The organism is Marinimicrobium sp. LS-A18 (assembly GCF_000463525.1).
In the GTDB taxonomy this organism is placed as follows: Bacteria; Pseudomonadota; Gammaproteobacteria; order Pseudomonadales; family Cellvibrionaceae; genus Marinimicrobium; species Marinimicrobium koreense.
Map to the genome: position 1 here is coordinate 680323 of NZ_AWEP01000006.1, position 13237 is coordinate 693559.

Consider the following 13237-nt stretch of genomic DNA (forward strand, 5'->3'; position numbering starts at 1 on the left):
TAACGACCAAAAAACAGGGATTAAAGGACGTTTCATGAGTGCCGTATCAACAGCTCTGAAAGTGGTGGGTCTGGCCTGCCTGGGATTCGCCACCACGCCATGCGTGGCGGGCAGCTTTCTGGAAATGCCGGATACCACCGAGGTGCCGGATCTGGAAGAACAAAGCCTGCGCCTGGATCTGGATGTGCCCCCCGTGCGCGAGCGCAGCCCCGACCCCCAGGCGGGCCCCCGGCTGAATGTGCGTGAATTTCGCGTGCAGGGACTGGTCGAATACCCGGAACTGGGCATTACCCGGGCCGAAGTAATGGAGAAAGTCGAAGCGTTGCGCTTCGATATGATGGATGAGGATGCCATGCTGGAATCGGGCTATACGCTCGATGAGCTGGCATCGCTATCGGATCTGATTGCGGAAATCGAAGAGGACACCAAAGATCGCCACGTCGGCCCGCTGGAAGTGCAGCGCGTGGTGTTTCATGTGCGTGAGCAGCGGCGGCAACGGGGCATTACTCTGGGCATGATTGAAACCGTCGCCGATACCATCACCCGGTATTATCGCGAGCGTGGCTTCATTCTCGCCAAAGCCTATATTCCCGAACAGCGGGTGCGCGACGGTGTGGTCAACCTCACCGTGCTGATGGGCAATCTTGGCGAGGTACGGGTGGAGAACAATGACCACTATCGGGACCGTACCCTGGCCCGGGTGTTCGATGGCGTGCTGGATAAACCGGTGAAAGCGGGCGTCATTGAAGAGCGCCTGTTTTTTGTCAACGATTTGCCCGGTGTGCGGGCGCGCGGTTTCTTTGAGCCCGGTCAACAGGTGGGCGATTCGCGCATGGTCCTGAATGTCACCGACGAGCGTCGGCTCGATGCCAACCTGCGCATCGATAACCACGGCTCGGAATCCTCCGGCGAGTATCGACTGTACGGCGATGTCTATTGGCACAACCCACTGGGTATTGGCGATCAACTGCAGGTCGGGGTGCTCAACTCCTACGAGCCGGACAACTCCCTGTATGGCATGTTCCGCTACCGGGTGCCCGCCTACTTTCCGCGCCTGAAGTTTTCGGTGGGCGCCTCCAGCAATGACTTCGTGGTCGGGCAGTCGAGTTCCGATGATATTGATGCATTGAATATTGAAGGTCGTTCAGAGGTGCTCGACGCGGCGCTGGACTATCAACTGCGTCGCACCCGTCTTAAGAACCGGTCGGTACACCTGCGCTGGGCGGAAATCGGCTCGGAAATGGACTTTGTCAACTCGGCGTTGGTGCGGCACAGCGTTGTTCGCAATCTGACGCTGGAGTACCGCTTCGATCGCCTGGATGAAGCGCGACGCTTGCTGCACCAAGGGGGGCTGAGCGTTACCCGAAGCGAATTCAGCAAGGTGGACCCGATGGATGAGCAGTTACCTCAGACGCCGACCCTGGTGAATATGGACTATACCCTGCTCGGCTTCTGGCGGTTACCCTTCACCGAGTTGGGGACCCGGGTGATCAGCCGCACCTCACTGCAGTACTCGGGCGAAGCGCTTTCGTCGGTGAATCAGTTCTCTCTGTCCGGTCCGCGCAAGGCGCGCGCTTATGCCCTCAATGCCTATTTTGCGGACGACGGTGTACACACCGGTGTCGACTGGATTTTCCCCGGTTTCGGGCCACTGAAAGACGCGTTGCAGCCCATGCTGTTTGCTGACTATGGCTACGGGCAGCGTTACGCGATCCTGGAAGGGGATGAGGACACCGAGGGGGAGTTCAGCAATATTGGTCTGGGTTTTCGGGTCAATGTGGCCAGGGTGCGCGGCTCGCTCACCCTGGCTAAGCCCCTCGCGGCCCGCAATACGGCGCTGGAGGATGATAGCGATATTGAGGACGACGTCCGGGCCTACTTCGATCTCCAGTATAGTTTTTAGATGTCGTAGACCACTTAACATTCGAAAAAAGGTGCCGGTTGGGGTATGGTTACCCTCAAGTAGATGGTCATATTGAATATAAGGGCCTTCTGCGATTCCACGATAACGAGGGGTAACCATGATAAAGAGAGTGAAGTCCTTATTCAGACCCGTGGCGGGCGGGCTGTGCGCCGCCGCGCTGGTCACGGCCTGCGCGACCCAGCCCGGCAGCGACACCCTGACGCTCAACGAGCGTGACTACTTCGAACGTCCCGGCGTCAACGTGTTGGCGTTCGCCAACCCGCCCGGCGGCCTGTTCTTCGACGCCAAAACCAGTGGTGTGGAAATCATCCACCACGGTGAACGCACCGCCACCAACGGCGATGTGCGCCTGCTGCCCACCCCCGAACAGTGGGACGGTATGGGCCAATTGGTCGAGCGCCGGGTCATTCGGGACAGCGAGCGGGTGGAAACCCAGTTGGCCTATCCGGAACACGACTTTGAATACACCGTAGTGACCGAGGCCCACGGCGACAAGGTGCGGATGCGCGTGGTGCTTGATGAGCCGCTGCCCGCGTCCCTGGAAGGCAAGGCTGGCCTGAACATGGAATTTGTCCCGGCGGCCTATTTCGGCAAGGGTTACCTGGCCGATGGCGTGGCCGGCACTTTCCCGCGCCACCCCGCCGGCCCGATGATTGTCAAAGACGGCCTCACTGAGTCCACCCCCTTTGCCCAGGGCCAGCACCTGGTACTGGCGCCGGAAGACCCCAAACGCACCGTAAGTATCCGCAACCTGCGCGATGAGCGCGAACTGATGCTCTACGACGGTCGCAACAAGGCCCAGAACGGCTGGTACGTGGTGCGCAGCCTGCTGCCCGCCGGCGAATCCGGTGTGGTGGCCGAGTGGGAGCTGGATATCAACGGCGTCCCCGGCTGGACCCGGGATCCGGTCATCAGTTATTCCCAACTGGGCTATCATCCGGCGCAGAACAAGCGTGCCATCATTGAGCTGGACGCCAATGCCCAGCCCGAGGGGGCGGCGCGTCTGCTGCGGGTCAAGGACAGCGGCGCCACCGAGGTGGTCAAGCAGGGTACCCCGGAGACCTGGGGCGACTACCTGCGCTACCAGTATCTGACCTTCGATTTCTCCGATGTCACCGAGCCCGGCCTTTACCAGTTGGCCTATGGCGACCAGACCACGCTGCCTTTCCCGATCGACGATAAGGTGCATGAGAACACCTGGCAGTTGACCCTGGATGTCTTCTTCCCGGTGCAGATGGACCATATGAAAGTGCGCGAAGCCTACCGGGTCTGGCACGGTGCCTCGCACCTGGACGATGCCCTGCAGGCACCGCCCAACTACGAGCACTTTGACCTCTTTGCCCACGATGAAAATACCGATACCGACTTCGAGCCCTTCGAGCATATTCCGGGCCTGAACTACGGCGGTTGGTACGACGCCGGTGACTACGATATCCGCACCCAGTCCCAGTACTTCACCGTGCAGCATCTGGTGCACACCTGGGAGCAGTTCGGTATCGATCGGGATAACACCACCGTGCTGCAGGACAAGCGCTACGCGGAAATCCATCGTCCCGACGGCAAGTCCGACATTCTCCAGCAGATCGAGCACGGCACCCTGGCGCTGATCGCCCAGCATCGGGCCATCGGGCACGCCATTCCGGGCATTGTGGCCTCGCACCTGTACCAGTACCCGCACCTGGGTGACGGTTCCACCAAAACCGACAACAAGGTCTACGACCCGGCGCTGGATCCTCACGCCGACGAACGCGGTGTGGGCGAGATGTACGAGCCATCCACCATTGATCCGACGCCCACTGAGGACGTGATGCCCTCGGACACCATGCGCAGTGGCCGGTTTGACGACCGTTGGGCTTTCACCACCAACACCACCGCGCTCAACTACGGCTCCGCCGCCGCATTGGCCGCCGCCAGTCGGGCCCTGAGTGGCTACAACGACGAGCTGGCCGAAGAGAGCCTGCAGACCGCCCGAAACGTCTGGGAGTACGAGCAGGGGCGCGAGCCCAACACCTTCCGCAACGCCAACACCACCGGCGGACGGATTGAGGAAGAGCAACTGAAAGCGGCCGTGGAATTGTTGCTCAGCACTCAGGAGGAAAAATACGCGGACGCGGTGCGCGCGCTGTTGCCGCAGGTGTCCGAGCGCTTTGCCCAGAACGCCTTTATGCTGGCGGCGGCGCTGCCGCTGATGGATGAGGCCTACGAGCGCGACCTGCGCGAACTGACCCAGGCCTATCGGGACAGCATCGGCGAGTTCGAAGCCGAGAACCCCTTCGGTGTGCCCATTACCCGCGGCGGTTGGGCCGGTGCCGGTACCGTGATCAGCTTCGGTATTGCCAACTACTGGTTGAATCAGGCCTTCCCGGAGATTGTTGAGGCGGACCTGGTGCACCGCAGCCTGAACTTCGTGTTTGGTCAGCACCCGGCCTCCAACTACTCGTTTGTGTCGGGCCTGGGGCCGGATTCGGCCACTGTCGCGTACGGCAACAACCGGGCGGATTTCTCCTTCATTCCCGGCGGTATCATCCCGGGCATTCTGGTGCTGCCACCGGACTTCCCGGAAAACAAAAACAACTGGCCGTTCTTCTGGGGTCAGAATGAGTACGTGATTACCGTGGGCGGCAGCTATCTGTTCCTGTCCAACGCGGTGCGCTCGATGTTTGCTCAACCCTGATTGACCCATCAGCCACGTATCGAAAGCGGCGCCGGTATGGCGCCGTTTTTTTTGGAGCGGGAAAAGTAGCTCCGCACCGGACTAACAAAAAATAACGCGGATTTTCCGCAACCCGCTTTGAGTCCTGCAGTCAAACCGTTAAAGTACCCCTTCGATGGATGACCTGTGCCCGGACTGACGTTTTGCTGACTTTCTGCTCCCGCCCGATGTCCACTCTGGCCAGTGCCACTGTGGGCGCCTTGCTGCTTTGCTTTGCCCCCCTGCTCTGGGCCGCATCGCCCGACATCCGAATAGAAGGCGGCAGCGATCGCCTGCGCGACAATGTGCGCAGCTTCATTACCATTGCCGATGAGCCATGCGACACACCCCTGTGGCGTATGCGCGCCCGGCTGCGGGAGTTGAACCGTCAAGTGCAGTCGGCGGCCCAGGCCCTGGGTTACTACCACCTGAGCAGCGACCATGAACTCAGCCGGAGCGAGGACTGCTGGGCACTGACCCTGACCCTGGAGCCCGGTGAGCCGGTCCGGCTGGCGCAGGTGAAGGTGGTCATCAAGGGCGAGGGCGAAAACGACGGGGCGTTTCAGTCCATTCGCAATCAGCCGGGGCTGCGGGTGGGGGATATTCTGGACCACGGCCGGTACGAATCGCTCAAAAGCCGCTTCGGCGTGCTCGCCTCGGCGCGGGGTTATTTCGAGGGACGCTTTGAGCGCTCTCGGGTCGTTGTCGATAAAGACGCGAATACCGCGGATCTGGAGCTGGTCTACCACACCGGCCCCCGGTATCAGTTTGGCGAGCTTCGCCTTGAACACGACATTCTCGATACCTCCTTCATCCAGCGTTATTACACCTTCCAGTCGGGCGAGCCTTATGACACCGAGCCCATGCTCGAGCTGAAAAGCCGGCTCAATGCCAGTGACTATTTCCGCTCGGTTCGGGTCAACCCACTCCTGCAGGAACTTGACGGGCAGACGGTGCCGGTGTCGATCGAGCTGGAGGGGCGCAAGCGTCACGGCTACTCGATCGGGGCCGGTTATGCCACCGACACCGGACCGCGCCTGCTGCTGGGGTACGAAAACCGCTATGTGAACAACCGGGGCCACGCCTTCAACGCCGATATCAAGGTGTCGGAAGTGGGCACCAATGTGGAGGCGGCCTACAGCATTCCGATGAGTCGGCCCGCCAATGAGCTGGTGCGCCTGTATACCGGCTACCAGAACGAGAAAACCGACGACACCCTCAGCGCCATCAACACCGTGGGTGCCAGCTATACCCGCTCCGAAGAGGACAGCGACTGGCTGCAGACCTACTCGCTCAATTATGAACGGGAATACTACGAGGTTGGGGGGCAGCCGGAGCAACGCTCGGACCTGTTGATCCCGGCGTTCAGTCTGTCCCGCACCCGTAGTGACGGCAACAGCTACCCGCTCTCGGGCTGGAGCTTTCTGGGTCGGATATCCGGTTCACCGTCCAGTCTGGGTTCCGACACGAGTTTTGTGCAGCTCTACGCTCGGGTCAAAGGGATTTACGGCATTGGCCCCGGGCGGTTGCTATTGCGCGCCGAAGGGGGCATCACCGAAGTGGCCGAATTCAACGACCTGCCCGTATCACAACGTTTCTTTGCCGGTGGTGATGCCAGCGTGCGGGGTTACGACTACAAGTCCATCGGGCCCGTGGAGTTGAGCGAAGAAGACAACGAGCCGGTCGTGGTCGGGGGCAATCACCTGTTGACCACCAGTGTGGAATACGACTACCGCATCATGAATAACTGGGCGATCGCCGCCTTTGTGGATCAGGGCAATGCGTTCAACAATTCGGATTTCGATTTCAAACGCAGCGTCGGGTTGGGCGTTCGCTGGATTTCCCCCATTGGCCCGGTGCGGGTGGATTTCGCCCGGGCGCTGGATGACCACGAAGGTTGGCGCCTGCATTTGAGTATGGGGCCGGATCTATGAAGCCCTGGTTCTGGAAGGCGTTCAAGTACCTGCGCTGGACGCTCTATAGCGTCCTGACGGTATTGATTCTGCTGTTGGCGCTGGTCAGCGCGATCGTGGCGACCGAGCCCGGCAGCCGCTGGGCGCTGAACCAGGTGGCCCAACGGCTGCCCCTGACCTTTGAGCGGATGAGCGGCAACCTGATTACCGGGCTGGACCTGGGTTGGGTGGAATACCGGATGGAGGATCAGCACTACCGGGTGGAAGACCTCTCGTTCCGCTGGCAGCCCCTGGCGTTGCTATACAGCGCCGTGTCGGTGCAGTCCTTGCGGGCCAGCGCGGTGGAATTACACCTGCCTCCCCCCGCAGAGGAGGCCGCCCCGGAGCCCGATGGGCCTCGGGAGTGGCCCACCCTGGCGCTGCCGGTGCGGATCGAATTGGGTGGAGTCGACTTGCGCAACATCCGCATCCACCAACAGGAACAGGTAACCGAGCTCTACGGCATCAGCGGCACGCTCAGCCTGGGAACCTTCAACCTGCGGGTGTGGGATCTTGCCGTGGTGGGGCCGGAGTTCGAGGTGAGGCTTAATGGTCGCACCGCACTGCGCTACCCCTATGACTCGAATCTGGCCCTGGCCTGGCGCTACACCCTGCCGGAGCTGGGCGGACAGCCCATGACGTTCCGGGGGGAGGCGGATATCCAGGGCGATCTGACCAGCGTCACCGCCGAGCACCGTCTTACCGCACCGGCCACCATGACCAGTGATCTTCGTTTCTGGCCCAACCTGGATGACGAACAAACCCAGCCACAGTTGATGCTGGATACGCTCTGGCCGGAGCAGCTGTTGCCGCCGGCATTGTTCCCCGCCGACTGGCCGGTGCTGGAAACCGGCGGACGGCTGCAGCTGTCCGGCTGGCTCAACGATTACCATCTGGAGGTCGCCTTTTCTGGCCAGGGGCCGGGCCTTCCGTCGGTGAACGCGCGTGCCAAAGGGCTCGGCAGTCTCGAGCATGTGGCGCTGGAAACCCTGGCCATTGACCTGCCCGAGGGAGGGCTGAATGCCAGTGGCACCCTGCGCTGGGCGCCGCAACTGGAGTGGGATGTGGGCGTCGAGTTCCAGCAGATCAACCCCGCCGAACTGCCGGTGCCGGCCCTCGCCGGTTGGCCCGGAGAGATAGAGGGGCAGTTCAATAGCGAGGGGCAGCAGGTGGATGGAGACCTGCGCGCCTCCGTGACCAATCTCAATGTCGCCGGGCAGTTGCGCGCCATGGCGTTGCTGTTGCGTGGCGATATCGATGTGGAACAGGGGCGCCTGCTGACCCGCGAGCTCAGGCTGGCGCTCGGGGCCAATCAGATGGTCCTGAACGGGGCCTTGGGGGAGCAGCTCGACCTTCAGGCGCAATTGCAGGCGCCCATTCTCTCGCAGCTGGACCCCGCCCTTCAGGGAAGCCTGAATGCGGACCTGACGTTGAGTGGGCCAATGAAAGATCCCCGAGGCGAGGTGACCTTGAACGGTCAGTCCCTGGCCTGGACGGACTATCAGGTGGGCCAGTTGGACCTGAGCCTGGCGCGCACCGGTGGTGACTTCAGCGCACAGTTGAGCGCCTCGGACTTGACCCTGGCGGGGCAGTCGCTTGAAACGATATCGCTGGAGGGCCGGGGAGGGGTGCAAGAGCACCAACTGGATCTGGCTCTGGTTTCCGAGCACTGGGGCAGCGCCGCCGCCTCCCTGTCCGGCGGTTACGATGAGGAGCGCTGGGAAGGGGCTTTGACCCGCATGGATCTGGAGCCCCCCGACCCCCTGCTGTGGGAGCTCGATCGCCCGGCCCCTCTGGTGCTGTCGGCTCGCGAGGTGGTTGTTCAGTCGCTCTGTTTGAGCCCGGTACCGCGTTGGCAGCGTCGGGAAGGGGTTGCCGCCACCGAGGCGCCGGAAGGGCGGATCTGCCTGGATGGTCAGTGGCAACCGGATGGCGGCGCCAGTGCCCTGGCACTGGTTGAGGGATTGCCGCTTCGACTGGCGCAGCGTTGGCTGGAGCCCGAAGTATCGCTCGAGGGCACCCTGGAAGGCCGACTGGAGTTGCTGATGCCGGCTTCGGGGGCCGCTAATGCCCGGCTGCGACTGGAAACCCGAGAGGGGGCCTTGCGCTATCAGTTCGGCGAAGATGATGAGGAAGTCTACCCCTGGCAGACCACCCGTCTGGAGGCTGACTGGCAGAATCAGAAGGTCGAGGCATTGCTGGAGAGCGACTGGGGCGAGATTGGGCGCATCCAGGCGCAGGCCGACTGGGCCACGGATAGCGGCACTCTTGAGGGAACCCTGCAGGCGGGCATTGACTCCCTGACGCCGCTTGAGGCTCTGGTGCCACAGTTGCAGGATGTGGCGGGCCGTCTGTCGGCGGATATGACGCTGGGCGGGCGTGTCAGTCAGCCGCTGTTGACCGGTGAGATCACTCTGCGCGAGGGCGCCGCCAAGGTGCCGGCGTTGGGGTTGAACCTGCAGGGGTTGCAGCTCTCGGCGCGCGCCATGGAGCAGCAGTTGGCGCTGCAGGGGCAGGTGACCTCGGGCGACGGACAGTTACAGCTCGAGGGCCGGGTCGAGAATCCCTGGAGTGCGGATCGACAGGTAACCGGCCAACTGACCGGCGAGCGCTTTCAGGCGCTGAACAACCGGGAGCTGATGGTTCTGCTGAGCCCGGACTTGCAACTGACCATGACTGGCGAGCGCATCGATCTGAGCGGCGAAGCGGTGATCCCCAAGGCATTGGTGCAACTCAAATCCCTGCCGGAGTCGGCGACCCGGGTGTCTGACGATGTGGTCCTGAAGGATCCGAACGGCAATGGCGAGGAGTCCAGTGGCCCCCAGTTGTTTGTGGATCTGAATCTGGCCCTGGGCGATGACGTGCGCTTTGAGGGGTTCGGCCTGACCGCCCGCTTGTCCGGTGAGCTGCAGGTACTGCAAAGCCCTGAGCGGGGGCTGCTCACGGTGGGCGAGGTCGGGGTGGCCGAGGGGCGCTATAAGGCCTATGGCCAGGATCTGGACATCGAAAGGGGCCGCTTGATCTTCCAGGGGCCCTACGACAATCCGGGGCTGGACATTCGCGCGACCCGCGAAACGGATGACGTGACCGCGGGGCTGGAAATTGGCGGCACCTTGCAGCGGCCCCGAAGCCGGGTATTTTCCACGCCATCACTTCCGGACAGCGAAGCCATGGCGATACTGCTGACCGGCAAGTCCCTCAACAACTCCTCCTCGGCGGATGCCTCCATGCTGGTCAACGCCATCGGCGGACTGGGGCTTGAACGCAGCGGCTTCATCACCGCCGAAATCGCCGAAACCTTTGGCCTCGACGAGTTTCGGATTCAGCCCGAGGATGACGTGACAGAGAGCTCCTTGCACATTGGCAAATACCTGACGCCGCGACTGTTTGTCCGCTACGTCGTGGGGCTGTTCGATCAGACCAACAGTCTGGGACTGCGCTATGAGATTACCGAAGAGTTACGGCTGGAAGCTGAGTCCGGGGTCACCCAGAGCGTGGATATGATCTACAAATTCGAACGCTAGAATTGCCCGCATGGGGCGCTAGCGCAGGGACGCCACCGTCTCGCGCAAAAACGCCTCCGCATCGGCGGCGTTGATCGGGCGGCTGAACAGGTAGCCCTGAATGTCGTGGCAGCCGAGACGACGCAGAAATTCCCGCTGTGCCTGGGTTTCCACCCCTTCGGCGATGACGCGCAAGCCCAGGCTCTGGGACAGAGTGATGATGGTACTGATGATCACCCGATCGTCGTTGTCATTGGTAATGTCGCGGACAAACGACTGATCGATTTTCAGCTTGCTGATCTTGAACCGCTTCAGATAGCTCAGCGATGAGTAGCCGGTACCGAAGTCATCAATGGACAGGCTGATACCGGCCCCATGGAGACGGTTGATCATGGTGATCGCCCGCTCGGGATCGTCCATGGTAATACTTTCAGTCAGCTCCAGCTCCAGGTATTCCGGGGGCAGGGCGGCGTCGTCCAGAATACTTAACACCATGTCCGGCAAGTTCGGCTGATGAAACTGGGCAGCCGACAGGTTGATGGCCATTTTGGGCGGCGCGATCCCCGCGTCAATCCAGCGTCTCAACTGCTGGGTGGCCTCGCGTAGCACCCACTCACCAATGGGCACGATCAACCCACTGCTCTCGGCAATGGGAATGAATTCCGCCGGGGATACCCGGCCCAGGTCGGGGTGGTTCCAGCGCAGTAGCGCCTCAAAACCGATGACGGTGCCGCTGTGCAATTCCTGTTGAGGCTGGTAGTACAGCTCGAACTGATTGTGCTCCAATGCCTGGCGCAAGGCATTCTCCACTCGCATCAGCCGGACGTAATGGGTCTGCAGTTCGGGGGTGAAAAAGCTGTAGGTGTTGCGGCCTTTCTGTTTGGCCCGGTACATGGCGATATCGGCATTGGTGTACAGCTCACTCAGATGGGTGCCGTCTTCGGGGTACAGGGCGATGCCCACGGAGCTGGTAACCGAAAGATCGTAGCCGTCAATACGGAAGGGGCGGTTCAGTAGCGATAACAGTTTCTGGGCGGCATGAGCTGCGCCGCTGGCATCGGTGGCGGGCAGCAGCAGAATGAACTCGTCGCCGCCGGGGCGGGCGAAGGTGTCTTCCTCGCGCACCATTCCCTGCAGGCGGTCGGCAAAGGCCTGCAGCAGTCGGTCGCCGGCCTTGTGTCCCAGGGAGTCGTTGATGTTCTTGAAGTTGTCCAGGTCCAGAAACAGCAGCGCCAGGGTATCGTTGTTGCGCTGTGCGATCCTCAGGGCAAAAGCGGCGCGCTCTTCCAGTAGGGAGCGGTTGGGCAGGTTGGTCAGCGGGTCGTAGTAGGCCAGGCGGTGAATTTCCTCCTGGTCCTCTTTCAGCCGGCTGATGTCACTGACAATACCGATGTAATAGGTGGGCACGCCATCGTCGGTGGTGATCTGGCTGATGCTCAACCACTCCGGATAGATCTCACCATTCTTGCGCCGGTTCCACACTTCGCCCTGCCAGAATCCACGGCGGGTGATGTCATGCCACATTTCCTGGTAGAACGCCTGATCGTGACGTCCAGAGGCGAGTATTTTTGGGGACTGGCCCAGCGCCTCTTCCTCGGTGTAGCCGGTGATCCGGGTGAAGGCGTTATTGATCATGACAATTTTCTGCTCGGCATCGGTGATCAACACCCCTTCACTGCCGCGCTCAAATACCTTGGCCGCCAGCTCCAGCTGCGCTTCGCTCTGCACTTGCTGGCTGATATCAATGTGGGTGCCCACGGTGATGCCCCGCAACTCTCCCTCTTCGTTGCGCAGGGACTGCCCCCGGGACAGCACCCACACCCAGTGGCCATCGGCGTGGGTCATCCGGAAGCGGTTTTCGTAGGTGCCCTCGGCGCCCTGGTCGATGTAGTCCTTGAACACCGCGACGGCGTTGGCGCGGTCCTCGGGGTGGATCAGTTCGGCCCAGACCTTCGTCAGGTTGGGGCGGCCGTCCATAGGGTAGTCGCTCAGGTAGCGACCCAGCATGGAAAAGTACTCCGGACTGCACTCAAGGTAGTCATCGGCGTGGAAGTATTCCCAGGCGCCGGTATTGGACGCGGCGATCAACGAGCGGTAGCGGTCCAGACTGGTCAACAGCTCGTCGGTTCGGCTGGCTACCTCGCGCTCCAGGTGGCGTTTGTGCCAGCGCAGCTCGAACAGCACCTTGGCGAGATAGCCCAATAGCATGGGGAGTAGCAGGGCAATCCCCCAGGCCATGAAGTACCAGGAACCCTGAAGCCAACCGCGAGCGGGGGCAATGGAAAGTACCCAGGGATTGTTGGGCACTTCGATGCGCTGCTCCACCGGCTGATTCAGAGGCTGAGGTGCATTGCCCGAGATGATGGCAGGTTCGCCGGGGGCTTGCTCCAGCCGTTTCAGCTCATAGTGGTACCCCTGGCGCTCCAGCTCGTCGAGCCGGGCGACCTCCAACAGGCGGTCCAGTCGCATAGTGACGTTGGCAAACCCCCAGAAGGCACCTTTTACCTCAACGGGGTAGCGCCCCACGATGCCGTCCATACCTTGTACCAGCCGCAAGGGGCCGGCGACTCGCAGCTCGTTGTCCTCCAGGGTCAATCGGCTTTCCCGTCCCTGTATCGGGTCGGCAAGTTGGTTGAATCCGATCGCCGCACGGTTTTGGTCCAGTGGGCTGGCATAGCGAATAATGCCCCCCGGTGATAGAGACAGGCTTTGCACGTCCGGGAAATAGCGCAGCATATCGTCGGTCACGGCCTGAAATCGATCACCGACATTCTCGACGTTGCGCACATAGGTGGCCAGGGTGTAGGCCGCCGAGAGCGAGTGGCGCAGGTTGGCTTCAATGATTCGGGCGTGGTTGGCCGCAAGGGTGCTGGCGAGCAGTCGCTGCTCGCGAATCAGGGAGTCGCGCTCCTTGCTCATCCAGGCGATGGTCAGCGCGCCGCTGGCAATCAGGGTCACCAGTGCCACAATCCAACTGAGGGTTTTGGGGTGGCGCTGTTCAAGGGAGCGAAAATTCATGGGTAGCCGTGGGTAACCCTGGTGGGGGATGCGTCGGTCATACTGGCGAGTATAGCGGCAACGACGGCGGTTTGGCCAAGTATTCGAGTCGAGAGGCTGAGCGCTGCTTTGTTATGATGGCCGCCGATTCTGCAAGTGGGAGCGTTAC

Annotated in this window: 5 protein-coding genes; 4 read left to right on the forward strand and 1 reads right to left on the reverse strand. The window is 61.7% G+C overall.

The window, feature by feature from the left end:
- Positions 1–34 precede the first annotated feature (34 nt).
- The 4 genes from N645_RS0114105 (at position 35) to N645_RS0114120 (ending at position 10092) form a co-directional block, all read left to right on the forward strand.
- Positions 35–1903, forward strand: a complete 1869-nt coding sequence (locus tag N645_RS0114105; protein ID WP_024462159.1) for a ShlB/FhaC/HecB family hemolysin secretion/activation protein — start codon at positions 35–37, stop codon at positions 1901–1903.
- Positions 1904–2033: 130 nt separating this feature from the next.
- On the forward strand, positions 2034–4598 hold the full coding sequence (locus N645_RS0114110; RefSeq protein WP_238559260.1) for a glycoside hydrolase family 9 protein: 2565 nt from the start codon (positions 2034–2036) through the stop codon (positions 4596–4598).
- A gap of 182 nt (positions 4599–4780) precedes the next feature.
- On the forward strand, positions 4781–6550 hold the full coding sequence (locus N645_RS0114115; protein WP_238559261.1) for an autotransporter assembly complex family protein: 1770 nt from the start codon (positions 4781–4783) through the stop codon (positions 6548–6550).
- A complete protein-coding gene (locus tag N645_RS0114120) occupies positions 6547–10092 on the forward strand; it encodes a translocation/assembly module TamB domain-containing protein (RefSeq protein WP_024462162.1) in 3546 nt (1181 codons plus the stop codon). Before N645_RS0114115 ends, N645_RS0114120 begins: the two co-directional genes overlap by 4 nt.
- An 18-nt stretch (positions 10093–10110) precedes the next feature.
- On the opposite strand, the gene N645_RS0114125 is transcribed toward N645_RS0114120, so the two are convergent.
- A complete protein-coding gene (locus N645_RS0114125) occupies positions 10111–13089 on the reverse strand; it encodes an EAL domain-containing protein (RefSeq protein WP_024462163.1) in 2979 nt (992 codons plus the stop codon).
- Positions 13090–13237 lie beyond the last annotated feature (148 nt).